The sequence below is a fragment of the Blautia obeum ATCC 29174 genome, assembly GCF_025147765.1.
GTDB classification, from domain to species: domain Bacteria; phylum Bacillota; class Clostridia; order Lachnospirales; family Lachnospiraceae; genus Blautia_A; species Blautia_A obeum.
On the sequence record NZ_CP102265.1, the window covers coordinates 1,773,946 to 1,800,779 of the forward strand.

The window sequence follows — 26,834 nt, forward strand, 5'->3', positions numbered from 1 at the left end:
AGGAAATTGGATGGAATGGAAGATTTATGAAGAATGGCTTGATATTACCCTGTACCGGCAGATGACGAACCTGATCTATAAGCTGTCATCTAATGAGGAAAAATATAAAATTTATATGCAATTAAAAGAAAATGATATGTTTCTGGAAAAGCCGAAAGTAGACATGGAAACCGCTTATGGACTGCACTATCCGGGAGAAGTCCTGGAGCGTATTGGAGAAGATCTGACCTGGACAAAGCGGACATACCGTGCCCTCGGACTTGCCCTGGCGAGGATGATGCCTTTACAGGAGACCTGTATGTTCAATGGAACTCAAAAGAACCTGTTTTGGAAAAAGATGAAACAGATTCTTGGAGAGAAAGACCTGTTTTTGATCAGTATCAGTTATATCTGTGAGGAAAAGGAAAAGAATCGGTGGAAACAGGCCATGCATGCGTATCCATTTGAGCGAGCAGAAGAAATGTTGTTTGCCATGTCCATCCTTCCGGATGATGAAACACTGTGGGAAGGCATAAAACAGAAACTTGCTGACAGCTTTTCAAAGAACCGGAAGATATCCGTATTTACTGAATGGAATCTTTTCGTGTGGATGGTAGGCAAAGTAATGACAAAGCTTAAAGGGTATCGCAAAAAGGATCTGGATATCCTGAAACTGCTGGTAAAGTTAACAGGCACAAATGCTAAAAACGCGGATGCCGTTTTGGAAAAACGTATGCGTATGTTTGGATATTCCGACAAAGAGACCGCTTTTTTAAATTTTGTACTGATGTATTTTGTAGAGAGACCCGATCGGATAAGCCTTTCCGGGTTGACAGCAGAAAAAATTGGTCTGAATGTATTAGAGGCATTTTTGCCTGGAAAAGAGACATATCCAGAAGAGGCTTATGTACTTTGTTCACGGATTTTAAGAACATATGGGAAACTTTCTGTCCGTATCGACGGTAAAGAACGGCTGGAAAAATGCATGAATGAAACGTTCAGGGTGGAAAATGTAAAAACGTTTCTTACGCTGTTTCCATTTAGAAGTAATGAACCGGAAGAGTGGCATTACATTGATCTGACAGAAGAAAAATGGGATCCTCTGGTAAAAGAACTCTCTTCGGAAGAATTTGAAGCGTGTGTTACAGATACTCTGAAAGGCAAAACATACAGTACGAAAAGTTTGCTGAAGTATCTGGAACGTTATGAAAACTTTACAGGAAGTAGATACCAGGATGTTTTCTGGAAAAAGAGTGAGCCGGAACTTTACGCGGTTTTCAACCGGCTGATCCTGCATGGGATTTTGGATGGAAAAAAGTATCTGGAAGAGTTTGTAAAGGATTATAAAAATGAAGAGCCAGATTTGGAAAAGAAATGGGAATTTATGGCAGGATATTTAAAAAGTGAAATAAAGGGTCTTTGTAATGAGCATTCCTATCCTATGCTGAAATTTCTGATCAATGAGATTGGAATGGATGGATGCGAATTCTTAAGCCCCTGGAGGATTTTAAAGGAAACTTTCTCCTTGGGATACTATGCTATCCAACATAGAGAGTGCGAATTTTTTTCGCCAGTTCTGGGAAAAAAGGAACACCGGGAACTGTTTTCAATGGTAGAAAAGAAATTCTTTTATGAATATCCGGATATTTATCCAGAATACCTGACGGCCTTACTTTTAAAGGAAAGTACAGCACTTTGGCTGGAACAGTCCGAAGCATATGAGCTTTCCAAATTGCTTCTTCCATTTATAAGTGATTCTTATCGAAGAGAAACCCTGTATCAGAAATATATGACAGAAGAGGATCGGAAAAGATATCAGGAACGGAAAGAATGGCTAAAGGAACAGAAAAAACGGATAGATCACTGGAAAACAGAAAAAAACATCAAACAGCAGTTTAATCAGATATTACGGGAAAACAGAAAAACGGATAAGGAGATTCAGTCTATTTATGAGTTTTACAAGAATGGTCGTTATTCATATGGCCATAAAAAGCTCTACTGTAAGATCGTTTCCTCGTATTTAAAAGATAATTTTGCAGGAACAGCGAAAAAGCCGATGGCCAAAAAGGAAGCTCTGTATCTTCTTAAACTGGCAGAAAATATGTACCAGGACGAATGCATGGAGTTACCGGAGATTACTGAATTAATAGAAAGGGCAGAGGTAGCGTGATGATCGAAAGAATCTTAAAGCACATGAATATTTACAGGGAAATGAAAAAAGCAGCAATTCCCCTGAACCTGATAGGAAAGAAAGGGGAAGATTCCTGTATGAATGCGGCCAGACTGGTAAATCAGCAGGAACTTTCCAGTCTGATGGAGGGGTTAAATGAGGAGACGATTTCTTCTTTGATGGACGATCCGGAAATACTCAGCTATTTGGGTAAAATGAACAAAAAGGATTTTTCTATTTTAGAACCAGACCGCATCAGAATGGTCATAGAATGTGCGGGAAATGAAAAGCTGTCCGAATTTCCCTATGAAAAGATTGAGAAAGTACTGGCAGATAAAGAAATCCCGGACCGGATCGTATATGTTTATCTGAAATATTATGCTTTTCTGGAACCGAAAGAAGAGTTAAAGAAACAGCTAGTAGCAAGTCTTGAGACCTGCATTGGTGAGTTTGATGTTGCCTGTGCGGGAATAAAGATACGCATGCTTTTGATAAATCCGGCTTTTTCAACGGAGCTTCTTTATGAGCTGCTCAAGGATGAGGAATCATTGGCATTACTTTTGAAGCAGGATCTGATGGAACTTGTAAATTATTTATCCGAGTTTTGTGAAGAAACGGAAAGCTTACATAAGAAGCAGCTGGAAGAATTGAGCCGGCATCCAAAAGAAATCCGGAATGGACTGGAAGTGATTCTCACTCAGATACCAAAAGAATGGCAGGCCTCTTTTCTTCACTTGTGGCTCTGGAACGAATCATTATATGCAGACATTCCAAAGCTGATAAGATTTTTGACAGGTCCGGATGCAGATTTTGAAAAGATTTCAAATGGAAAGGCAGCCTATGTGAACACTCTGTATGGAAATCCGCTTCCAGATATGGATCTTTATGAGCTCACTTTGGAAAAGACAGAGCTTATCCTGTATGCCATTACGAAACGGAAGAAACATTTCCTGGAACTTTTGCGAAAGAATGGAGACTGGCTTATAAACCTTGACAGGAATTCGTTGATTCTGGATGAAGAGGTTTATAAAAGATGCCTGAATCTAAATACTTTAAACGAGCAAAATTTAAGGGATTGTGAATATATGGTAGTTCCCTGGAGAAAGAGTGAAGAATCACTGTTTTCGAAGCCTCGTGTATTTGAAGAATTGAAAGTCCTGTACAATGTGAAAGCAGTCTATATAGACCTGTATGATCGTTTAGCATACTCCAAAAGTGATGATCGTCTTCGGGTGATCCGTGAGTTGATAAAAAGAGACTGCCTGACAGATGCATTAGAGGAAAATCAGGTTGAGCGATTGGCAGAAGCTTTGTCAAAAAAGCCGCTTTCCAGATGGATGCAGGAGAATTTAAAAAACATTCTGGATCTCCGGCATGAAACAGCCATATGGATTTTGATTTTTTTAATGGATTTCCCGGAACTTTTAAAGGATCTTACAAAGGATAATCAGGTTTACTTCCTTTTGCATAATCAGAATCTTTTAAATGGCTGTTCCGGATTACCTGCATTGATGGACAAACTGCTGGCCCAGGATCCTTCCTGGAAGAATTTAAAGACAGAATTGAATATTTCGGATGCTTTTGTCGAGGAAAATAAATCCAATATCCAGAAGTTCATTTATGAAGGCGGCGCAGAGATCATGACTTCCTTTCTGAACAGGCAGCCGAAAAAGAAGGAAGAAATCCGAAGAATCGTAAATGCTGAGTTATTAGGAAAATTCATGGAGCTGAAATACCATGAAGGAGATCTGGGACGGGAAATTGCTTTTCCAATAAAAAGAGATACAGAAGAAATCTGGAAAGAAAAGCTGTTGCGCGTGGATTGTGGATGGGAAATCTGGGAAGAGGACAGCCTGCTTCCGGTTATGCAGATAGGAGAAGTACCGCTGCGCAGCTGCATTTCCTATCGGAATGGTCCAAATTGTGATTGTCTGTTATCCTGTTTTGATGCAAATAAAAAAATCATATTTATCAAACACAATGGTAAAATTGTATTTCGTGCAATTCTCCGTCTGACAAAAGGTTCTTTTGTAGCTGCGGATGAAAGGAAGACGCTTGAGTTTGTTGATGTGACTGCCAAAAGCGAACCACATGAAAATAAAGCAGAAGAACTGGTTTTGTTTTTGGAACGTTATTATCAAAGCGGACTTAGCGAACAGGAAATACGAAAAGCAGTAAATTTAACTGCTATGCTGGTAAAAGAAAAAGCAGAAAAACTTGGAGCAAGGCTTGTACTTAGCAGCAGTTATAAGAATGTTCTGGAAAATAAAAACTATGTTTTGACAAACTTTTATATGTACATTTCTGCATCTAAAAATGGAAGCCAGTATCTGGACAGCCTTGGAGGGGCCGCTGGTGTCAGTGCTTCCGGAAGCTACACCTGCAATACATTTTTGCTGGAAGCAGAAGAGAGGAGAGAAGAGAGCTTATGAATATACGAAGAGCAGGAAGAAAAGTAGTAAAAAACCTACATAAAGAGTATGGCATATATCGGATCGGTTTTGTAAATATTTATGGTGAAGAAGATGAAACAGAATTGGACGCCATGAACATCAATGATCTGGAAAGATTATGGCTGTCTCTTTGTCCGGAATTTGAGTGCAAGGGAAACAGTGTATGCTATGTGGAACGGGTAGGTTAAAAAACACCCGATGCAATTCGGGGAAAAAGTGTCTTGTAAAGGTCATTCATTGATGCTAAGATAAAATAAACAAAAGCTTTTTCGAAAATTTCTTCATAACATAAAAAGAATAAAGAGGGAGGTGACAGCGAACGTGGCAGATGAAAAAATTGTGCCAGAGAACGGATTGGAAGTACGTTACGAAAGATATAAAGGTATTATTAAGAATTTTACACTCATGAGTGACATATTTATGAGAAATGTTTTCAAACAGAGAGAATGCTTGGAATATGTTCTGCAGGTCATTATGGAAAAACAGGATCTGAAAGTAATTGATCAGATCATCCAGAAGGATTATAAGAATCTGCAGGGACGATCCGCAATCATGGACTGTGTTGCCAGAGATTCCGAAGGCAAACAGTTTGACGTGGAGATCCAGCAGGATAATGAAGGTGCATCACCTAAGAGGGCACGTTACCATAGTGGTTTGATGGACATGAACACTTTAAATCCGGGTCAGGATTTTGATGAATTACCGGAAAGCTATGTGATCTTTATTACCAGGGATGACATCCTTGGGTATGGCTTTCCTATTTACCATATTGACAGGCATATCAAAGAAGCCGATGATAGCTTTCAGGACGAAGCACATATTATATATGTGAATTCCAGAAAACAGGAAGACACAGAACTTGGGAGACTTATGCATGATCTGCATTGTAAGAATGCGGATGAAATGCACAGTCCAGTTCTTGCAAAGAGGGTACATGAATTAAAAGACACGCAGAAAGGGGTTGAGCTTATGTGCCATGAAATGGAGAAAATTTATAGCGAGGGAATGGAAAGCGGCGAAAAGCGCGGTGAATTAAAGGCTAAAAAGGAAACAGCCCTTTCACTTGCTGAAATGGGATTACCTGTTGAAAAAATCGCAAAAGCTGTAAACCATAATGTGAAAGACGTCCAGAAGTGGATTGACGAAACTTTGTGTGTAACAAAATAATTGAAAAATCATTATAAAAGGGCAGGTCTGATTAGACTTGCCTTTTTGCAATACAGTATATTTAGTTTTTTCAAAAAAGATGAAGGAGCAAATATGGGAAAAAGATCTGTTCGAATAAATACTTTCTTTGTCTATAATTTGTGATTTTTGTTGTTTTATTTCGTATTATTTTTTAAGAGTTAAAATTGTGTATTTAAAATTCAAGCTCTAATTGTAACAAAATAGTTCTAGCCCAAAATTAGAAGGAGAATATATGCATATGATCATCAAAAAAAGAAAAATGTCTATCTTTATTGCAAAGTCCTTACATTGCCCCATATTCAATCAAAAGTATAGATAATGAAGCGTTACATGAAGAAGAATTGGAAAAAAATAGTTGTTTCAGCCAATGAACTCACAGTCCATTCCGTTGAAAAAAATTGCAACAATATCGTATTCGTTGCCATAAGAATGGTAATATAGCTGCTTTTACAATAAAAAATTTTACAAAAGATCAATTATTTTTAACTGAATACCTGCAAAATAAACTGCATTCATTTAATGAATTGATATATTTCCCTAAAAATCAAGGTTTTTATAGGATTTTGAAACAAAAACAGGTAGTATTTGACACTACCTTTCAAAAATGGGAGGGGAACAATGAAAATAAACGGAGTTACCATACAGATGCTCCCTGCTGCTTCAGGAGACTGTATATATTTGGAATTTCCAGATTCCGATTTTAGAATGTTGATTGATGGAGGTTATGCCAAAACCTATCAAAAGTACTTGAAAAAATTTTTGCTCAAACTGGCTGCCGAAGGAAAACGATTAAATTTAATCGTAGTCACTCATATAGATGATGATCATATCAGTGGAATTAGGGCATTATTGAAAGAGAACGGGGATTCGAGAAACCCTAAAATCATAGAGATTGATGAAATCTGGTTTAACAGTTTGAATCAATGTATTACGTCTCGAAACGCAGAACAAGGGATGTCCTTTGCAGTCAAAATCATTTTAAAAAGTATGTGTTCAACAGACATTGATTTTGAATGTGAATATAAAAAGCAAAATATAAGTTATACCAACGGAAAAAATCTCGCAGAGCTCATTCAAGCCGGAGGATACCGTTGGAATGCATCAGTTGTAAATAATTTAGTGAGTAAGGGACAAATTGTCCAATTTGGAGATCTAAAAATCACAATATTAAATCCAGGTATCGAAACATTAACTAAGATGGGTAAAAAATGGCTTTATCATTTAAAACAAATAAACTCAAATAATATAGAAATCACTAGAGACCCATTGTTTGATGCTGCCTTTGAGGGGTTTTTATTAAATAATGAAAAAAATATAGAGTTTAAACAGGAAAATATTTCGTATTCCAGCGAGGATTTGGATTGGTTGGATAAATATGCGGAATATAAAGACATAGAAATGGATTCTAAAATAACAAACTGTTCCTCCATTGCAATTTTGATTGACTATAAAGATATAAAAATGCTTTTTCCGGGAGATAGTCCAATTCAGCTTTTTGAAAATGAATTGCCTAAGATACTTGATGTCATAAAACTTCCCCATCATGGTTCAGCTAAGAACATTTCCCTGGAATTTATAAAAAATACAAAGGTAAAATATTATTTGCTGTCAACTGATGGAAAGCGATATATTGATCATCCCGGAAAAGCAGTAATCGCAAATATAATAAAAAATACAGGCAATAATACAGAACTTATTAAAAACTACGAAATTAAATTTCTTAAAGGATTGGGAAAATTAGATGCAGAAGATTGATAGAGATAGATTAGATGAAAATACAGGTCAAATAGAATGTGGAGAAGAAATTGGAACCGTGTTCTTAATAGATAAAGAAACCGCAATAACAGTAAAACATTGTCTATTAATTGAAAAACCTGAAACTTATGCAAAAAATGCTGTTTTACACTTCTCTGTAAAAGATGAGGAAAAAACAGTCAAAGCAACCGTAATTTCTGAGGACAATGACAGCTCAGAGGATTTGGTTGTATTACGATGCGAAGAGAGTATTGATGTTCAGCCTCTTTATTTGTTTAGTGCAGAACTAGATGTTTTTGACGAATTACAAATGGTTGGATATGGTAAAAGTTTTGGCTTTGAAAAAAGGTGGATACAATTAAAAAATACTAATCTTTTAAAAAAAACTAATAAAAATATGATCTTAGATACAATAGATTCTGCTGCCATGGATTATGAAGGTTTTTCTGGAAGTCTCATAGCTGATTATAATAATTGTATTGTGGGAATTGCAAACATGCAAAATACGGAAAAAGGAAAAGCTAATTCTTTACTGGGAATTAGCGTAAAAAATCGAAAAAAGTTTTTTGAAAATAATAATATTCCAGTATATGATCGGGCAGCATTATTAAATGCACATTGTAAGGCTACAAAAGCAAAAGCTTTTCAAAATGGTATTGATCAAAATGTATATTTAAAAAATAAACAACTAGAAAACGATACTAATTCAAGAAACATTGAAGAGAATACAAATCCTTTACTAAATATGAGTAATGTATATTCTGAAGATTATAATTGGAATATTAAATATACAAGGATAGAAGGGTTATTGGGAAATACTAATAAACGTAGAAAAGAAAGAAAAGAGTTAACCAAGCAATGGGCCAAAGAATTTGAGCAGTATCCCGGATGGCTTATAGTTCCAGCAGATTTCAGGCAACAGGTAAAAAGTTATACCAATGGAAAAGAACTTTTACAATGTAGCGAAAAAGAATTAGAATCTAATTTTGACTACTGTAATGAATTACTGGATTTTGCTTATGAATATACAAGGAGATATAAAAAATCTTGTTTGCCTTTAGATAAAAATATTGAGAATAACTTATATAAAATATGGGATACTTTAAATTCTCACTCGGATTGGAAAGAGAAAAACAAGAATAAATGGTTTACAGTAGGGTTATATTTACTTGAAAACTATAGACAAAATATGGATGAAGAAAAGTGGAACAGCATTTGTGACCAGCTTAAACCTTGCACAAATTTTATAGTTGATGGCAAATATTATTTGAAACTTGAAGAAATTCTTATGAATTTATTCAAAATGGATCTGGAAAAAGTTCAGCTAGAACTGGTATCATGCTCTTTAGAAGAAATGCCTTATGAGGTACGCTTAAGATTCATTGGCGTAATGACTGAATGTGGTCTTAATGAGGAAGCACTGAAAGCAGTAGAAGAACTTACCAACGATATACAAAAGAATAATAATGAAATAGCAGAGAGCAGCCCCCAAAACGTATATTTGAAGTCTCTGCTGGTATGTGCATTGTATTTAAAAGAACATTTACTATTTTGTATGAATCCATATAAGGAAGAAACCAGAAAAAAATGCAATGAAATTAATAATGAGATTTCTAAATATAAAAAGTATTATAACTGGGATAAAGAAAAAATTCTGTTTACAGACGGTGCATTAACCTGGTTAAAAAAGGAATCTCCAGAACCGGAATTTGAGTTAAATCGGGAATCCATTACTTTGGTTAGATCTGAGAACAATTGTTGGGAGGCATATTCTGTTTTTAAAAGCATTGAATATAGTGGATTTCCATTATATCTTCGAAGTAAAAGTTTACTGAATAATCAGCAGGATATTTTAGTAAAAAGCTTGCTATCTTACTATCCTCAATATACATGGCAGCTTTTACTTCGTCTTGGAAAAACAGATGTGGTAAAAAAATGTATTACAAGAGAATATTTACGATCCGAGAATAGAAAAGAAATCGATGAACTTTTTGAATATGTATATAATGCGATAATGAATAATATAGGAAAATTTCAGAAATATGATCCATGGTATGATCAAAATGTTTATACCTCTATTGTAGCATCCGGAATTCCGATATTAGAAAGAATGTGTGCCGTATTGGATTCTGTGCAGCAGGGAAAAATGATAGACTTGATGATCCGATTGATCGAAGAAAATGCGGTGAAAGATCAAAGATTATTAAATAAATTCATTTCCTCTGTTATGAATCAAACCGCAGATTATATTAAAAGAACTAAAATAAATGCATTATTAACCTGCTCAATGAAAGAGAGAGAAAATATACTTGGAGTAGTACAGCTTGATCCTTTTGATGTGTTTACAGAGTATGAATTATCAAATCCATTATATAGAAAAGCTCATCTTGAACCCAAAATTATTAAAGCAATATTTAATATAGGAAAACAACAGAAAATAAATCGAACCTCCGTATTGGCCAGAATGGGGCAGTTATATACATGGGGAAAATTAACCAAAGAACAAGAAGTTGCCTTTGGAGAATTATTATGGAGTAAACTTAATGAAGATACGCAGTTGCCAGATCTAGAGCAATATTATTTTTTTGTATTTATGAAATGGCCACATCCAGAAGAAATAGATCCCTTAGAAAGAATAAAAAAGAGTTTTATCAGTGAAAAAGTATCTTCAAAATGGAAAGAGGATATAAGAGGCAGGAATTTTACTGAAATATCATATTGGGAACAACTGGCGGTTTGGAATAGGTACTATGTAGATGAATGGTCTGCGAAAGAAAAAGAATGGTTTTTGGAACTGTTCATCGGCTGTTGTTCAGATATGGTAAAATATTGGAAAGAAAGCAAATTCGATTTTCAATTTACTTTTTCAAAATGGCATATGAAAATGATGATTCGTGCGATTGCATCTTTTGGCAGAAATGGATGGAAGGGAGTTAATCCGGTTCAGTCAAAAAAACTATGTACTCTGCTAAAAGAATTCTATGACGAAGGAATTTATTCATGGGAAGTGGAAGCAATGTTTCTTGCAGATGAAAAAGTTCCAGCCTTTATGAACGAAATGTTGGAACTAATGTATGAAACTGAATCAGATATGGTATTTTCAGCTACAATGGCAGTTGAAAAGTGTCTGGAAACAATTATGGATAAGCAATTAAAAGAAAATACCCTGCTGGAATTGTTTAATTTAATTAAAGCACGAAAAGAACCCGGATTGGAGTATTTCTTGATGATTATACATAATATTTTTTACCGAACAAATTCGCGTTTTCCATCCAAAATCATGAAAGGAGTTTCACAAGTACTTAGGTTAGTAGAAAAATATACGCGAATCAATTTTCAAATTTCGACGCAAGAAGAGTTTAAAGAAAATATTAAAGTTAGAAAGCAATGTGCTACTCTTGCATTCTTGGTATATCGTTTTGAAAATACATTTTATGAAGGCCAACATTGCCCCGAAGTAGAAGAATGGAAAAATATATGCACTGGTGAGAAAGCAGAAAATGAATTTGCTGAAGTAAAAAATTGTTGGTTACTTCCTGAACTGTAAATATGTAAATGAATTGTCGGGAAAAGGGTACATGAATTGAAAGAGACACAGAAAGGGGCCACCGCTTATGTGCCATGAAATGGAAAAAATTTATAGCGAAGGAATGGAAAGCGGCGAACTAAAAAAAGCAAAAGAAACAGCTCTTTCTATGGCAGAAGAGGGGATGGATGTTAAGAAAATTGCCCGCCTGGTTAAAGTAAGCGAAGACGATATCCAGAAATGGATTGATGAAAACATGTGTGTGGCGAAGTAAATAAAAATCATATTATAGTGGGTAAGTCGGTTTTCGACTTACCCATTTATAATTAAAAGTTAGAAATTTTTAGCACTATGTCCAATAATTCTAAATAGCAATATACAATAAAAGCAAATACATAAGCTGTTCTTTTAATGAAAAATGCAGCAATCCGGGCTGCTCCCATGCTTTTGCCGGATATGCTTTTTCAAAAAAGTCTCCATCTTTCCAATAGAGTCCATAAATCAGAAGACGTTTCCCTTCCCGGATAGCTTCCGGCTCCATAATCAATTCCCAACGAACCTGATCCATAAGGTGAAGATAAAGTGATACACATAGAACCAGGTTACTGGTACGATTGTGTGCGAGAAACTTCTGTTCTAATAATGAAGGCATTTCAAAAGAAATCTTAAAATCATTAAAAATTTCTCTGTATTCTATATAAAACTCCCATAAAGTAGCAGGTGTGATTTTATATCTTGCAGTACGTGCAGATAAAAGAAATTGCCTCGGGCCAGAGGCCGCTGTTTGCTTAAGAAGAGCTTGTTTTACGGCAGATTTCACGGATTTTCCAATCAGTTCACCAAGTTTGGAATGTCCAGAAGCATCCGTAAGAGTTCTGGTACCACAAAGATTAGAAGCGATTACAATTCCATCAGTCCCAGAACCTGTTGCGATTTCTTCGGAATAGCAGCTTCCCAGTAATAACTGAGAAACAGCAGCAGCTTTCGATTCTCCACAAAGCATCAGTGCTCTGGACATTGCTGTATCAGTCAAATTCTGATTAATGAACAGAAAAATATTGATCGTTCCAGGAAGAGGCATTTCATAATTTCCGTCCTCTTCGTAGTAAGAAGCAGGATCGCTGGGATGTATGCCATTGGAGTCAATTCCACCGGTCACAACAGCAGTTACCGTAAGATCCCGGAAGCATACTTCTTCTATAGCACGTAATTCAGTCCAGGCTGCGGTACTTAAGGCAGTAGTGCAGGAGGGTGAAAGACCAAGGGCGTGGACATGTGCAGCTAGATCTTTTTCATAAGTATCTCCAAGCATTTTACATTCATAAGAACCATTCATACAATTGATATTTACAGCATGAGAAAGGTGCCTTGTAAGGCCTCCGTTTAAAGGACTTGTGCTAAGAACTTTTGCTTTTTGTGAAAAAGTGAAGATGGTATTCCCCAATTTTTGCTCGCAGGTAAAAAATGTATTCATTACGTTTCCTTCTTGTGTATGTTTTTTTATTTATTTTATTAATATCTTTTGATTACGTCAATTAAAAGTGTTATCTTCTATATACTTTCGGGCATCAAAGGATATTGACTGGATGAAAAGGGAGGTTGATAGAATATTTAATGAAAATCAGATATAAAAAATGTATGTACAAAAGGTGAGAAATTGTCGCTATAAAATGATATGTACCCCTTTTACTGGACATCCAGTGAAAGGGGTATTTTTATGCGTTATACTTACGAATTTAAGAAAAAAGCTGTTGAATTGTATCGCCAAGGAAAATGGATTGATGCACCCAATGATATAATAAATCTAAAAAATTTTCATGACATGATTGTCAGATGGCATCATTTGGAAGAATCAAATACTTCTGATTGTTTAAAACACTATGGTACAAATAAAAAGTGGTCTCCAGAGGAAAAATATGAACTTGTTGCACGAGTTATAGCTGGAGATACTATTACTTCAGTTGCTTATACTGTGGGTATAAACAGTGGATTACTTGCTCAATGGATTCGCAAATATAAAATATGGGGTTATAATGGACTTGTAGGCCGAAGAAAAGGGCGAAAACCAAAGGAGTCCGCAATGAAAAAAATGAACATAAATAATCCACGTAAATTAAATGAGTCTGAATATGAAGAACTGATTCGTTTACGAGCTGAAATTACTTATATTAAAGCAGAAAATGAAGCAATAAAAAAAGAGATCGCCTTGAGAGAAGAAAGGGAAGCTGCGCTACTCAAGGCGAAAAAGCAGCAATCATCAAAGAACTCAAAGAAAAAGGATATCTGTTAAAACACTTGTTAAAGGCTATGAATATGGCGCGTTCTACATACTATTTTGAAATTAATAAAACAGATCCAGTTGCTATACGAAATGAAGAATTACTTCTAGTTATTAAAAAAATATTCGTAGAAAACAAAGGCAGATATGGGGTACGCAGAGTTTATATGGAATTAAAAAATCGTGGCTACAACGTAAATCATAAGAGAGTTCAACGTCTTATGCATGACGCTGGATTATTTGGAAAACGTCCAAAAGAAAAATATCATTCTTATAAAGGTGAAGTTGGGAAAGTAGCCGACAATGTAATTAATAGAAATTTTTCAACTACTTTACCTCTGCAAAAGTGGACAACAGATGTATCCCAATTTAATTTTTCGTGGGGAAAATGCTATCTTTCTCCTATTTTGGATATGAATACAAATGAGATTATTTCATATGATTTAGCGCTAAGTCCTAATTTAGAACAAATAAAAAGAATGCTTGATAAAGCCTTTGATAAGTATTCTTCTGTAAACGGTTTAATTTTGCACTCTGATCAAGGATGGCAATATCAACATGCTTATTATCGAAATCGTTTGAAAGAACATGGAATAATTCAATCTATGTCTAGAAAGGGGAATTGCTACGATAATTGCATCATGGAAACATTCTTTGGAAGAATAAAAACAGAACTGTATTATGGTTTTGAAAAAGATTATACATCATTTGAAGAATTTGCAATTGCTATTGATGAATATATTGATTACTATAATAGCAAACGAATCCAGGCAAAAACAAAATGGATGCCTCCTGTAAAATACAGAGAAGCATCCATGATGTCCGCCTAACTTATAAATATGTGTCCAGAATTCTGGGTACATATCAAAACAATACTTTTATTTTCATAATCTAAAGATATCGAAACTGAACAGATTAATGTATATGAAAAAATATGAATTAATCTGTTTTTGTGTTATTATATAAAAATATGAATGCCCAATATCTACAAACAGTATAAGTTTTTAGGTCGTAAATCATTTTTAATTATAAAGGATTTTAATATGATAGATGAAATAACAATGAATGAATTAAGAAAATGAAAGATGAACTTCGTCGGCCAATGATGTTGCTTGTTAAAGCTCAAAAGAAATAAAAATATTATGAAGTAGGCAGTGCATAATTAAAAGAGAACTATAAATTATCGAGAGTTTTAGAAGCTTTTCTACAGGAAAATATAATTTTTACAAATTCTTAAAATTTATACCATAGTATCGTCATAAATATACTGTACATTAATAATTGCAGATGCTAATTAAGGTATCTCATTTTTAGATATTTTTCTTTTTCATATGCCGGTACGAAAGTATCGGTCTCCTTCCTTTTTAGGACGTATTATTATAATTTGCACAAATCTTAGCCCATAAGAGAGTGACGCTCTGCATATCCTCGGTAGAGCGTCCTTGTGCGTTTATGGATCTTATTTTTTATTGATTTGATAGACGCCAAACCTTTTATAAGTCCTCACAAATGTTTATAAACCAATGTGAAAATGGCTTAAAATCAAGGTTTTCCGCATATCTTCATTTTTCTTGTCATATCTCCGCATAAGGTGTTTTTGTAAGACCGGGCACCATTTTAGCACCACAGAATATAAGGAGGACGACATGAAAAACGAACTTTTGACTAAGGGTATTATACTTCCGTCCGGCGAAATCGGCAAGGATAAGATAAACCTTGTCGCCGGGGCAATCACGCAGCCGTTCGCGGAAATGGTATGGGTAACGACAGGCGGCGACATGGAAACAATCAACCGCCTTACCAACGTACTTGTAACCATGAACAACCCCACCGACCGGGGCAAGCTGTTCAAAATCATCAAACTGCTTTATGGGCTAATGGGCTTGCCTTTTTCAGAGGAAGCCGAGCCTATGGACGCAGACCCCGACGTTTTGGAATACTTCATCTTTTCTTTCATGGCAGACTTTGGAGAAGTCATGCAAGAACTGATAGCAGAAGAAATGAAATAGCGACCCGCACAGCGGCGTTTCTCACTCTCTCACTGGGAGAACAGGAACGCCGCTATTTTTATGCCCTCATGTTACGCAGTAGGGGCAAAAAAAGCCTTGATTTATCGGGCTTACAGAACGCAAAACAGAGGAAGCAAGGAAAAGATACCTTACCCCTCAAAATCCGCGTTCTACTGCGCAACAAATCTAAAGCAAAGGAGTGATGAAGCTATGGCAGTTTTCCGTGTGGAACGCAACACAGGCTACACCGTAATGAGCAACCACCACTTACGCAATAAGGAGCTTTCCTTAAAGGCAAAGGGGCTGTTATCTCAAATGCTGTCCCTGCCGGAGGATTGGGATTATACCCTTTCGGGGCTGTCCTACATCAACCGGGAAAGTATCGACGCTATCCGTACCGCCGTTTGGGAGCTTGAAAAAGCCGGATATATCACAAGGCGGCAGGGACGCGACGAGAAAGGCAAAATGACCGCTATCGAGTACACCATTTACGAACAGCCGCAGCCGCCGGAATTGGATTGCCCGGTATTGGAAAATCCAACAGCGGATAACCCGATATTGGAAAATCCGACAACGGATAATCCGACGTCGGAAAATCCAACGCAATTAAATAAAGATATACAAAGAACTAACTTACCAAAAAAAGAAAAATCAAATACGGATTTATCAAGTACCCATTCCATTCCTATCCATTCCCTAAATCCCTTGCCTTATGGCGAGGACGAAACGGCACAGCCGCCGGAACGGAAAAGAACGGAAAGGAACGACGCTTACAGAGTGTATGAGGAAATTATCAAAGACAATATCGCCTATGACATTCTCTTACAGGACAGAAGCCTTGACCGCGACCGTCTGAATGAAATTGTTGACCTCATGCTTGAAACCGTCTGTACGGCAAGAAAGAAAATCCGTATTGCCGGGGACGATTACCCCGCCGAGCTTGTGAAGTCAAAGTTTATGAAGCTGAACAGCGAACATATCCGCTTTGTGCTTGACTGTATGCAGGAGAACACCACGAAAATCCGCAACATCAAGCAGTACCTAAAGGCGGTGCTTTTCAATGCCCCGTCTACCATTGACAGCTACTATACTTCCCTTGTCGCTCACGATATGGCAAGCGGCGCGCTTGCACCGAGAAAGCCAAAGTACGGCGACCTGGACTATTACACCTACAACGAGGGCGAAAGCCTGTAAACGAAAAAAGGAGGATTTACCACATGGCACAGAAAACAGGAGCTTTGATTTTTGATGAAACCGCTGACCGCTACGACATTCGCTTTGACATTGCCGACTATTACGGCGGCTTGCATTGCGGCGAGTGCATGGACGTATTCACAGGCGGCAAATGGAAGCCGACCCGGATTGAGTACGGGGACAACTGGTATCTTGTAGGTATTCGCGCCGAGGACTTGAACGGGCTGCGGGTGAGGATTTAACGGGGCGGCGTGAACAACGGACGCCCTTTTTTCACGCCCAAAAGCGGCGTACCACCCTAACACTATCATTACTACCGGGAAAGGAGGACGGTAAACATTGCAGGACGAAATCAACGAAAAAGTGGTTGCGCTCTCGGTCAAGGGAGCAAAGCTGACCGCTGAAATGCTGCAAAAGGCAATCAAAGCCATGCTTGCACAGGCAAAAAAGTAGCAGGAAAAACAGCCCCACGGGAAGCAGACGCTAAAGCAGCTTGCGAAGCAGAACGCGGGGCTTTCCAACATTGAGATAACTGAGGGCAATATCAAAGCCTTTGAGCAGACGGCAAAAAAATACGGTATCGACTTTGCCCTAAAGAAAGACAGCACCGAAACGCCGCCCCGTTATCTTGTATTTTTCAAGGGGCGGGACGCGGACGCTCTGACCGCAGCCTTTAAGGAGTTTTCCGCAAAGAAGCTGACACAGGAGCAAAAGCCCTCTATCCGAAAGGCACTTGCCGCCTTTCTCCGGCACAAGGACGGACAAGCCGTTTTCCCGGCACAGCCTGTCGCTGATGTTGCGTATTCCGTAATAGGTGCGCTTGTTGGAAACATACTTGTGGTAGTCTACAAAGTTTACCGCACAAAAAATGATGTGGTTATGGATATGCCCTTTATCTATGTGAGTGGTAAGGACGTATTCATATTGCCCCTTTGTTACCGCGTCGGCAAGCTGTTTTCCGATTTCATGGGCTTTCTCATAATCGACTTCCCCCGGCTCAAAAGATTGTATCAAATGGTGTGCGAGGTTGTTTCCTCTGTCAAGAGCTTGCGACAATGTAAATCCGAACTCAATATCTGCCGTTTCATAGCTGCACCCGAACGAGGACACCAGCATTTTCCCGTCCGTCTTGTCCGGGTTTTGGATATAGTCAAGGGCTTTTTTTAACGTGCTTTTAATAGGCTTAATCTTTGTAACCGCCATATCTCCGCAAGCACCTCCTTGATTTCTTCTATATCCTCTTGGTAGACGCTGCCCGTCGCATTGACGCGCTTTGCAATCTGATTGACATTGACCCCGATTTTCTGTATCTCCGCTGTCATAGCTTTTATGTCGGCATGGTCTATCTGAATGATATACCCGTCGATTGCCATTTTCCGCAAGTAGGCTTCCATGTTCCGGGTAGGGACGAGCTGCATTTTCTGTTCAATGAACGCCCGTTCTTCCTCTGTTACTCTGAATTTAATTTGTACTGTCCGTTTCCTGCCGTTCATCGGCTCACACTCCTTTCCATTCCGAGGGTTTGGGACACTTCCCAACAAGCAATTTTCAACCGACGCGCCGCAGCGCAGGAGGGCGAAAATACGGAAAGGGTACCCCTTTCCTATGCTTGCTAAGAAACTTTCTCCCTTTATCCCTACTACATGGAAAATCTGATTTTGCCAAAGCAGGACAAAAGAAAAACGCCGCAAACTGCGACGTTTCAAACTGCTTTTTCTATGAAGAAACGAGGGAACTTTATTCCCCCGTTATTTCGTTGTTGGCTTCCTCAATCCCTTTTGCGGTAGCTGACAGGATTTTCAAATCCTTTTCGCTCATGCCGTTGAGCATGGTATCAAGCTGACGGCGGCGTGTGGACTTTTCCTGTTCCCGTTCCGGGAAAAAGAACTGGTCTACCGATACGTCAAGCAGGGTTACAAGCTCATACAAAATCTGCAAACTTGGGTGCTGCCCGCTGTTTTCAATGGACGCGATATATCGCGGCGCAATGTTCAGCTTATCCGCTAACTGGTTGCGGGAAATTCCCTTTGCTTTTCTTGCCGCTTTGATAGCCTGTCCGAAAGCCTTAAAATCAAACTTTTCTTTGCTCTGCTTCATAATCATTTCACCCAACTACATTGTATATTTCATCTCTCTTTCAAGATATGATTACACACATCATAGTATGGATAGAAATAGAGCATATCATGTACTTGCTATTATTCGGTTATCCGAGTATAATTATATTGATAATGTTTGAAGAAAGGACGGTTACGATATGGAATATATGTCTTGTCCCGAAGCAGCGGAAAAATGGGGTATTTCTGAACGGCGTGTGCAGATACTTTGTAAAGAAAATCGAATACCTGGTGTTTCAAAAATCGGTTATATGTGGTTGATACCCAAGAGCGCAGTAAAACCATTTGATAAAAGGATAAAAAGGAGTGTAGACAATGAATGAAAAAATTTTAGTTGTAGATGATGAAAAAGAGATAGCAGATTTACTTGAAGTTTATCTTAAAAACGATAATTATATAGTACACAAATATTACAATGGAATTGAAGCATTGGAATGTATTCAGAAAACGGAAATTGATTTGGCGATATTGGACGTTATGCTTCCTGATATAGACGGATTCCGTATTTGCCAAAAAATTAGAGAAAATTATTATTTCCCTGTTATTATGCTTACAGCTAAAATTGATGATGGCGATAAAATAATGGGGCTAACAATAGGTGCCGATGATTATATAACAAAACCTTTTAATCCCCTTGAAGTCATTGCAAGAGTGAAAACACAGTTAAGACGCTATCAGAAGTACAACAATCCAACAAAAAAGCAGTTTTTTCCAAAAAGTGAATATGACATTAGAGGATTGATTATCAATAAGGACACGCATAAATGCTTTTTGTTCGGAAAAGAAATATCTTTAACTCCTATCGAGTTTTCAATCCTTTGGTATTTATGTGAACATCAAGGCAAAGTTGTTTCAACTGAGGAACTATTTGAAAATATCTGGAAAGAAAAATATTTAGATAATAACAACACCGTAATGGCACATATAGGGCGGCTTAGAGAAAAATTAAATGAACCCGCCAAAAATCCAAAATTTATCAAAACAGTTTGGGGGGTAGGTTATGAAATTGAATAAAAATGAACAAAATTATCTGCTTACAATCCTGTTTAAAAGTTATATCTTACAGAGTGTAATTTGTTCGGGAATTATCTTAGTGTGTACGGTTTCGTTAGATATGGGACTTACTTGGGTACTGGATAGATATGTGGAACATTACTACCTGATATATAGGGGACTTTATGTTTATATGGTAGGGCTTATATTATGGGTAGTTTGCATTTTGTATTTGACTTATAAACTTTTGAAAAAGGTTGTTAATTATGTCTACGAGTTACAAGCTGCAACAGGAAAACTATTTGATAAATCAGTAGATTATATTGAACTCTCACCGGAACTAAGCGAAATTGCTATCAACATAAATCGCTTAAAGCAAGAAGCAGAAAACAATGCGCGACTTGCACAGGAAAATGAACAGCGCAAGAATGATTTGATTATGTACCTTGCACATGATTTGAAAACGCCGCTTTCTTCCGTCATTGGCTATCTAACACTACTGCATGATGATGAACAACAAATATCACAGGAGTTAAGAGAAAAGTATCTTTCTATTTCTCTTGATAAAGCAGAACGTCTTGAAGATTTGATAAACGAGTTTTTTGAAATCACACGATTTAACTTATCTAACATAACATTACAATACAGCAACATAAATTTGACCCGTTTATTAGAACAACTTATCTATGAATTTAAGCCCATATTAAAGGAAAAAAATTTGAAATGTACTCTCAATAGTACAAGCGACATTATGCTACATTGCGACGCAAACAAAATACAACGTGTGTTCGATAATCTCTTGCGTAATGCGGTAATTTACAGTTATACAGATACAGAAGTTGCAATAACCACAGAACTTCAAGAGAACACTATTGTAATTACTTTTGAAAATTTTGGGAATCCTATCGCAGAAGAAAAACTAAAACTAATATTTGAGCAGTTTTACCGAGTTGACACATCAAGAAATACTACAAGTGGTGGTGCCGGATTGGGACTTGCGATTGCGAAACATATTGTAGAACTACATAAGGGGACTATTGTTGCTCATAGTAAAGACGAGTGTATAAAATTTATAGTTACACTTCCACTTTCGTAGGAAAATCGTAAGAAATTCCGTAGCAAAAAAGAGGATTTTCTTGCGAACAATCATCAAAATTAAGGCTTTTATTTTGATATAATTATTGTATCAAGGTGAAAGCCTTTTATCTTTAAACGAAATATAATATACAATAACAAGGAGGTATGTTGGTGAAATACCAAAATCGAATTATGGCGTTACCTATGCTATGTATGATAATAATTGTGTTATCTGCCTGTTGTTTTGACGAGCAGAAAAATGAAACCAGTAACGTAAATCCAAAAGTACAATCCGTTGAAACGGTATCCGTTACTCGCGGTAATCTTACTCCAACGGTATCTGCTCACACAACTATTATTCCGGCTTTGGATTTTGTTTTATGTTCTTCTGTTGAGGGTACTTTTGAAGCCTGTTCCTCAGCCGGCAACAAAATTACTGAGGGTGGTGTGATTGGGAAAGTATCTGAAGAAGAAATAAAATCCCCAGTTGACGCAACGATTCTTTCTATTATCTCATCTAATGAGAGTGTTCCCAAAAATTATCCCTTAGCAACAGCTAAGTACACAGGTTTTGCTCTCAATATTGAAGCTGAAAATTTTTTGAAAATATTGCCGGAAAATGCAGCATTAAAAGCAAAGTTTCAAGTAGTTGATGGTGTGGGACCTACGGAAGCGATTGCAGTTGTAGTACCAGTATCAGAAAATGCAGAAAGCACATTGCAATGTTTAATTGGAAAAGATATTGATGTAAAACCCGGACAAAGTGCTACCGTTGTCATAACAGCCGAAACTAGAAAAGATGTGCTTTTGTTACCACTTTCAGTCATTGCGGGCAGACAAGGTAAGGGAATGGTAACCGTAATAAATGACGGAAAACAAATTCAAACAGAAGTTATGCTGGGTGCAACTGATGGTGCATATATAGAAATATTGTCGGGTGTAAATGAGGGCGATACAATTTCTTCTATTCCCCCAAACCTTGACCCAAGGAGTAAGGAGTAATTTGTAACATGGAAAAAACGAATGGAGGAAATTTAATTCAAATAAAAAACTTGGTAGCGACTGTTAATTTGAATAATGGTGATACCTTAGTAACTGTAAACAAAGCAAATATGGAACTAAAGCGAGGAAACAGCTATGCTATTGTAGGCAAATCGGGTTCAGGAAAAACAAGCCTTATATCAATTATAGGTTTACTCAACCACTCATATCAAGGCGAATTTCTTTATAATGGTATGTCTGTTTCCACTTTAACAGATAGCCAGCTATCTATGCTTCGAGCAAGTAATATCGGTTTTGTTTTTCAAAACTATTCTTTAATTAAACATTTAAGAGTTTGGGAAAATATTGAGCTTCCTTTACTTTATTCCAAAAAGAAAATGAATACAAGACAGCGGAAAGAAGCAATACGAAATCTTTTGCAAAGTGTTGGATTAGAAGGAAAAGAAAATGATTATCCATCTAATTTATCAGGAGGCGAACAACAAAGAGTGGCGATTGCCCGCGCACTTGCAGTATCGCCGGAAGCCATTTTATGTGATGAACCTACTGGTGCTTTAGATAAAAAAACCGGAAAACAAATTATGGACCTTTTACATCAAGTTGTGCTTAAAAATGGCATTATGCTTTTAATAGTAACTCATGACCTCGATATTGCAAAGACTTGTAATACAATTTTTGAAATGGACGGAGGGAGGCTTCAATGTGTTAAATATGATTCTTAAAGACCTTCGTATTTCTCCTCTAAGAAATATCTTAACAGGTATATCGATGTTTGTAGGAATTATTGCAATGATTAGTTCTGTCTTGGTGGGAACGCTTGGTAAAGAATATTTGATTTCTGTCAATGCACAGATGTATGGATGGAGTCCTACATATTCTTTTTCAATTACAGGATCAGATTTTCAAGATACCATTAAAATGGAGAATTTTTTTCGAGAAATTTACAATACTGATCATTTTGTGGCTGTTACCTTTTCCATGCTGGAAGAGATAACAGTTGCTCCAGTAGCGTCTGTCTCTTCTCTACAAGACATAAGTGACACTGTTTACAAAAAGACTGTACCCGTAGATGTTGTTTTTACTACAAGCACATATAACAAAATCTATAATTTGCCTATGTCATCAGGGGATTGGTTTGATTCTTCGGAAATAAATAAAACTCTGTGCATGGTAGTAAATAAAGCAGCACAGAATTATTTTGATACTTCATATGCTGTTGGAAATGTAGAAAGTAGTCTTTCATTAACACCATTTAATGTGGTAGGTACTGTGAATGACGGGACAGATATACCAACTGTATATCTTGACGCCCATTCAATAGAACTACTTGTTCCGAATATGTGGAAAGTAAAAAATGCAACTGTTCATTGGCATTCAGAAGCGGGAATTACCATGAGACAGATGTATTCGTCATTACATGACATTTTAGAAGATACAATAGGAGGAAATTTGGATATCATAGGGAAAAGTGATATTGGAGATACTTATAATTCCGTACTTTCTGTACTTCAATTAGGACTTTTGGTAACATCATTTTTATTGTTATTTGTTTCTGTATTAGGACAAATTAACATAGGGTTATCATCCTTGGAACAACGTACTCACGAATTACTAATTAGACGGGCGATTGGCGCTTCTCGTGCGAATATTGTTACTTTAGTGTTAGGCGCACAATTAACTATATCAGTGTTTGTTTGTATTGTTTCAATCCTGATATCCTTTTTCTTGGTTCAAGGCATGGGGTTATTTCTGCCTGTGGATTCTCCCGTAGCGGCACTGGAATATCCTATTCTTTCGGCAGTGGTAGCTGTTATAACATCCGTTGTTGTAGCGTTGCTTGGAGGACTATTGCCAGCGTTAAAAGCTGCAAAGCTTGAACCTGCATTGGCGCTTAGATAAAATAAATTTTATAAAATTGGAGGAAAAACATGAAAATATTATCTATGAAAACAACGATTTTTTTAGGAGCAATGCTTTCTTTATTGGTATGTCTGATGTTTACAGGTTGTTCAAATTCTGAAACAAATTCTACTTCAAGAGGACTCACGGATTTTGCACACATTGAAGAAGAATATCTTGCAACCATTGACAGTTTGAATTGGCCTGATGGCATTACACTTCCTGATAAACTGGAAGATGAAGATACAGGAGCTTCCTTTCAGGTTGGTTATGGAGAAACGAGAGCTTCTTATTTGTGGGAATATTCATGGATGAAAGAATGGCTTGATACTTATAATACAGATCCAGAGCGAGCCGAAAAAGCATTAGAAGAATTGGAAAAAGCCTTCGACATGCCATATATGGGAATAGACCGGTGTGATGACGCAACTCGTAATTATTTGCGCGAAAATATAGATAAAGCAAAATTAGGTGACCCCTCTGGATTTACAGAAAGTATAAGAGCAAATTATGCCAATTAGATTTACCTATTAAATCTGACTGATTACTGTCGGAGGTGCAATTTATGAAAAGAAAATACAAGAGAAGGACGTCTCGTTTCGGAATATTTTTTGTTTTCCTTACTGCTGTAACGATAGCAGGTGTATTTTTCATACCGTGGGCAATGAAACCTGACAATTTTCGCAATGAGAAGAATAAAATCAACTCTTGGCTGAATGGAATTTTCTTTCAAGATTTTTATAATGCAAAATCCCTCATATTAGTTGACCTTTCTAATGACAATATATTTATTTCAAAGCGAGAAAACGAGCAACAGCTTCCTGCCAGCTTAGCCAAATTATTTGTCATTGAATACGCAGCAACACTTGCGGATTTAGATAGTATTGTTCCTGCAAATTATGAAGCAATCCAATTAACTAAACCTGGTTCATCTGTTGCGAATATAGACGCGAAAAAATATTTTCTCCACAATTTGTTTGCTGCCATGTTGGTTCCATCTGGAAATGACGCTGCTTATGTAGTCGCGGATTATTGTGGTTCTATTCTTTCACCACAAGCTAAGAATAGTCAAGAACGTATTAATGTTTTTATGGAACATCTAAATAATTACTTACAAAATCAAGGGTATGAAAACACAATTTTATATGACCCAAGCGGATATGATGTCAATGCTCTCACTACCGTTTCAGACCTAAAATCAGTATCTACTCACCTTTTAGAGAAGCAATGGTTTAGAGATATTGTTTCAAAGAGTAATTATACAGCTACTTTACCTGACGGAAGTACGCAGACATGGAGGAATACTAATACTTTTCTTGACCAAACATCAGAATATTACAATGAAAATGTTAAAGGTATCAAGACAGGTTCCTTATCTAATGACTATAATTTAGTTGTTCTTTATCAACAACATGGAAAGGAATTTTTAATATGTAGTTTAGGCTCTCAATCGGATTCTTCAAGATATGATGATGTGAATTATATTCTTAAAACAATAGATGAATCTGACTATTTAACTAAATGATTTCATCTGCCGGACGACGGCAAAAGAAAAAAAGCCGTCGCAGAGCAGACACATTTTGATATGTACCCAGAATTCTGGACACATATTTATAAGTTAGGCGGACATCATGGATGCTTCTCTGTATTTTACAGGAGGCATCCATTTTGTTTTTGCCTGGATTCGTTTGCTATTATAGTAATCAATATATTCATCAATAGCAATTGCAAATTCTTCAAATGATGTATAATCTTTTTCAAAACCATAATACAGTTCTGTTTTTATTCTTCCAAAGAATGTTTCCATGATGCAATTATCGTAGCAATTCCCCTTTCTAGACATAGATTGAATTATTCCATGTTCTTTCAAACGATTTCGATAATAAGCATGTTGATATTGCCATCCTTGATCAGAGTGCAAAATTAAACCGTTTACAGAAGAATACTTATCAAAGGCTTTATCAAGCATTCTTTTTATTTGTTCTAAATTAGGACTTAGCGCTAAATCATATGAAATAATCTCATTTGTATTCATATCCAAAATAGGAGAAAGATAGCATTTTCCCCACGAAAAATTAAATTGGGATACATCTGTTGTCCACTTTTGCAGAGGTAAAGTAGTTGAAAAATTTCTATTAATTACATTGTCGGCTACTTTCCCAACTTCACCTTTATAAGAATGATATTTTTCTTTTGGACGTTTTCCAAATAATCCAGCGTCATGCATAAGACGTTGAACTCTCTTATGATTTACGTTGTAGCCACGATTTTTTAATTCCATATAAACTCTGCGTACCCCATATCTGCCTTTGTTTTCTACGAATATTTTTTTAATAACTAGAAGTAATTCTTCATTTCGTATAGCAACTGGATCTGTTTTATTAATTTCAAAATAGTATGTAGAACGCGCCATATTCATAGCCTTTAACAAGTGTTTTAACAGATATCCTTTTTCTTTGAGTTCTTTGATGATTGCTGCTTTTTCGCCTTGAGTAGCGCAGCTTCCCTTTCTTCTCTCAAGGCGATCTCTTTTTTTATTGCTTCATTTTCTGCTTTAATATAAGTAATTTCAGCTCGTAAACGAATCAGTTCTTCATATTCAGACTCATTTAATTTACGTGGATTATTTATGTTCATTTTTTTCATTGCGGACTCCTTTGGTTTTCGCCCTTTTCTTCGGCCTACAAGTCCATTATAACCCCATATTTTATATTTGCGAATCCATTGAGCAAGTAATCCACTGTTTATACCCACAGTATAAGCAACTGAAGTAATAGTATCTCCAGCTATAACTCGTGCAACAAGTTCATATTTTTCCTCTGGAGACCACTTTTTATTTGTACCATAGTGTTTTAAACAATCAGAAGTATTTGATTCTTCCAAATGATGCCATCTGACAATCATGTCATGAAAATTTTTTAGATTTATTATATCATTGGGTGCATCAATCCATTTTCCTTGGCGATACAATTCAACAGCTTTTTTCTTAAATTCGTAAGTATAACGCATAAAAATACCCCTTTCACTGGATGTCCAGTAAAAGGGGTACATATCATTTTCACGCGCCTACTCTATTTCGGCGGCTTTGATTATCAGAGCCGCCGTTTCTTTTTATCCATCTAAATTCCAACGACGACCCTCTACCATGTAAAGGCATGGCGGCTTTAGGAGGTAGCCGCCATGCACTTATCAAC

25 protein-coding genes and 2 pseudogenes are annotated in these 26,834 nt (G+C 36.7%); 21 read left to right on the plus strand and 6 right to left on the minus strand.

The features are described 5' to 3' along the window. Positions 1–10 precede the first annotated feature (10 nt). The 7 genes from NQ503_RS08380 to NQ503_RS08410 all read left to right on the plus strand — a co-directional run bounded on the left by NQ503_RS08380 (position 11) and on the right by NQ503_RS08410 (position 11,345). Positions 11–2,149, plus strand: coding sequence for a hypothetical protein (locus NQ503_RS08380; protein WP_005422989.1), 2,139 nt, complete (start codon positions 11–13; stop codon positions 2,147–2,149). Then, entirely contained in the window at positions 2,149–4,581 is a 2,433-nt protein-coding gene (locus NQ503_RS08385) for a hypothetical protein (protein WP_005422986.1), read from the plus strand. Before NQ503_RS08380 ends, NQ503_RS08385 begins: the two co-directional genes overlap by 1 nt. After that, positions 4,578–4,790, plus strand: coding sequence for a hypothetical protein (locus NQ503_RS08390; RefSeq protein WP_005422985.1), 213 nt, complete (start codon positions 4,578–4,580; stop codon positions 4,788–4,790). Before NQ503_RS08385 ends, NQ503_RS08390 begins: the two co-directional genes overlap by 4 nt. Positions 4,791–5,007: 217 nt before the next feature. After that, positions 5,008–5,769: an Rpn family recombination-promoting nuclease/putative transposase gene (locus NQ503_RS08395; RefSeq protein WP_005422984.1), complete on the plus strand. Its 762-nt coding sequence runs from the start codon at positions 5,008–5,010 to the stop codon at positions 5,767–5,769. 639 nt (positions 5,770–6,408) lie between these two features. After that, positions 6,409–7,545, plus strand: coding sequence for an MBL fold metallo-hydrolase (locus NQ503_RS08400; RefSeq protein WP_005422980.1), 1,137 nt, complete (start codon positions 6,409–6,411; stop codon positions 7,543–7,545). Further along, positions 7,532–11,092: a trypsin-like peptidase domain-containing protein gene (locus NQ503_RS08405; protein WP_005422979.1), complete on the plus strand. Its 3,561-nt coding sequence runs from the start codon at positions 7,532–7,534 to the stop codon at positions 11,090–11,092. Before NQ503_RS08400 ends, NQ503_RS08405 begins: the two co-directional genes overlap by 14 nt. A gap of 79 nt (positions 11,093–11,171) precedes the next feature. After that, complete coding sequence (locus NQ503_RS08410; RefSeq protein ID WP_005422976.1) at positions 11,172–11,345, plus strand: hypothetical protein; 174 nt, start codon at positions 11,172–11,174, stop codon at positions 11,343–11,345. 90 nt (positions 11,346–11,435) lie between these two features. Here the strand turns inward: NQ503_RS08410 and NQ503_RS08415 are convergent, their stop codons facing one another. Next, positions 11,436–12,545: an adenosylcobinamide amidohydrolase gene (locus tag NQ503_RS08415; RefSeq protein ID WP_005422974.1), complete on the minus strand. Its 1,110-nt coding sequence runs from the start codon at positions 12,543–12,545 to the stop codon at positions 11,436–11,438. 243 nt (positions 12,546–12,788) lie between these two features. On the opposite strand from NQ503_RS08415, the gene NQ503_RS08420 reads away from it, so the two are divergent. The 6 genes and pseudogenes from NQ503_RS08420 to NQ503_RS08445 all read left to right on the plus strand — a co-directional run. Continuing rightward, the gene (locus NQ503_RS08420) at positions 12,789–13,361 is read left to right on the plus strand and encodes a transposase (protein ID WP_005422936.1); all 573 of its coding nucleotides are present in this window, start codon (positions 12,789–12,791) and stop codon (positions 13,359–13,361) included. Beyond that, positions 13,328–14,179, plus strand: coding sequence for an IS3 family transposase (locus NQ503_RS08425; RefSeq protein WP_227231694.1), 852 nt, complete (start codon positions 13,328–13,330; stop codon positions 14,177–14,179). The genes NQ503_RS08420 and NQ503_RS08425 overlap by 34 nt, the downstream gene beginning before the upstream one ends. Before the next feature lie 816 nt (positions 14,180–14,995). Then, positions 14,996–15,358, plus strand: a complete 363-nt coding sequence (locus tag NQ503_RS08430) for a hypothetical protein (RefSeq protein WP_005422970.1) — start codon at positions 14,996–14,998, stop codon at positions 15,356–15,358. Between the two features lie 210 nt (positions 15,359–15,568). Continuing rightward, complete coding sequence (locus tag NQ503_RS08435) at positions 15,569–16,552, plus strand: DUF6017 domain-containing protein (RefSeq protein ID WP_044925032.1); 984 nt, start codon at positions 15,569–15,571, stop codon at positions 16,550–16,552. A gap of 23 nt (positions 16,553–16,575) precedes the next feature. After that, positions 16,576–16,794, plus strand: a complete 219-nt coding sequence (locus NQ503_RS08440; protein WP_005422968.1) for a DUF5348 domain-containing protein — start codon at positions 16,576–16,578, stop codon at positions 16,792–16,794. Positions 16,795–16,891: 97 nt separating this feature from the next. After that, positions 16,892–17,317, plus strand: a pseudogene (locus NQ503_RS08445) (PcfB family protein); the annotation flags it as partial. Here NQ503_RS08445 and NQ503_RS08450 read toward each other — a convergent pair. The 3 genes and pseudogenes from NQ503_RS08450 to NQ503_RS08460 form a co-directional block, all read right to left on the minus strand. Next, a pseudogene (locus NQ503_RS08450) lies at positions 17,285–17,755 on the minus strand (relaxase/mobilization nuclease domain-containing protein); the annotation flags it as partial. The pseudogenes NQ503_RS08445 and NQ503_RS08450 sit on opposite strands and share 33 nt — an antisense overlap. Further along, complete coding sequence (locus NQ503_RS08455; RefSeq protein ID WP_005422959.1) at positions 17,716–18,045, minus strand: plasmid mobilization protein; 330 nt, start codon at positions 18,043–18,045, stop codon at positions 17,716–17,718. The gene NQ503_RS08455 and the pseudogene NQ503_RS08450, both read right to left, overlap by 40 nt. Before the next feature lie 244 nt (positions 18,046–18,289). Next, positions 18,290–18,649, minus strand: a complete 360-nt coding sequence (locus NQ503_RS08460; protein ID WP_173907081.1) for a helix-turn-helix transcriptional regulator — start codon at positions 18,647–18,649, stop codon at positions 18,290–18,292. A gap of 160 nt (positions 18,650–18,809) precedes the next feature. Between NQ503_RS08460 and NQ503_RS08465 the strand changes: the two genes are divergently transcribed. From NQ503_RS08465 to NQ503_RS08500, 8 genes are all read left to right on the plus strand, one after another. Further along, the gene (locus NQ503_RS08465; RefSeq protein WP_005422953.1) at positions 18,810–18,992 is read left to right on the plus strand and encodes a helix-turn-helix domain-containing protein; all 183 of its coding nucleotides are present in this window, start codon (positions 18,810–18,812) and stop codon (positions 18,990–18,992) included. Continuing rightward, the gene (gene vanR, locus NQ503_RS08470; protein ID WP_005422951.1) at positions 18,985–19,683 is read left to right on the plus strand and encodes a VanR-ABDEGLN family response regulator transcription factor; all 699 of its coding nucleotides are present in this window, start codon (positions 18,985–18,987) and stop codon (positions 19,681–19,683) included. The genes NQ503_RS08465 and vanR overlap by 8 nt, the downstream gene beginning before the upstream one ends. Then, positions 19,670–20,758 (plus strand): sensor histidine kinase, encoded by a 1,089-nt coding sequence (locus NQ503_RS08475; protein WP_005422949.1) that lies wholly within the window; start codon positions 19,670–19,672, stop codon positions 20,756–20,758. The genes vanR and NQ503_RS08475 overlap by 14 nt, the downstream gene beginning before the upstream one ends. A gap of 146 nt (positions 20,759–20,904) precedes the next feature. Further along, entirely contained in the window at positions 20,905–21,741 is an 837-nt protein-coding gene (locus tag NQ503_RS08480; RefSeq protein WP_005422947.1) for an efflux RND transporter periplasmic adaptor subunit, read from the plus strand. Between the two features lie 8 nt (positions 21,742–21,749). Further along, positions 21,750–22,463: an ABC transporter ATP-binding protein gene (locus NQ503_RS08485; RefSeq protein WP_005422944.1), complete on the plus strand. Its 714-nt coding sequence runs from the start codon at positions 21,750–21,752 to the stop codon at positions 22,461–22,463. Beyond that, positions 22,453–23,640 (plus strand): ABC transporter permease, encoded by a 1,188-nt coding sequence (locus tag NQ503_RS08490; protein WP_005422943.1) that lies wholly within the window; start codon positions 22,453–22,455, stop codon positions 23,638–23,640. Before NQ503_RS08485 ends, NQ503_RS08490 begins: the two co-directional genes overlap by 11 nt. A 29-nt stretch (positions 23,641–23,669) precedes the next feature. Next, a complete protein-coding gene (locus tag NQ503_RS08495) occupies positions 23,670–24,161 on the plus strand; it encodes a hypothetical protein (RefSeq protein ID WP_005422940.1) in 492 nt (163 codons plus the stop codon). Between the two features lie 44 nt (positions 24,162–24,205). After that, positions 24,206–25,165, plus strand: a complete 960-nt coding sequence (locus NQ503_RS08500) for a D-alanyl-D-alanine carboxypeptidase family protein (RefSeq protein ID WP_005422939.1) — start codon at positions 24,206–24,208, stop codon at positions 25,163–25,165. Positions 25,166–25,258: 93 nt separating this feature from the next. Here NQ503_RS08500 and NQ503_RS08505 read toward each other — a convergent pair whose 3' ends face one another. Beyond that, a complete protein-coding gene (locus NQ503_RS08505; protein ID WP_227191367.1) occupies positions 25,259–26,113 on the minus strand; it encodes an IS3 family transposase in 855 nt (284 codons plus the stop codon). Continuing rightward, complete coding sequence (locus NQ503_RS08510; RefSeq protein ID WP_005422936.1) at positions 26,077–26,649, minus strand: transposase; 573 nt, start codon at positions 26,647–26,649, stop codon at positions 26,077–26,079. The genes NQ503_RS08505 and NQ503_RS08510 overlap by 37 nt, the downstream gene beginning before the upstream one ends. Positions 26,650–26,834: the final 185 nt, after the last annotated feature.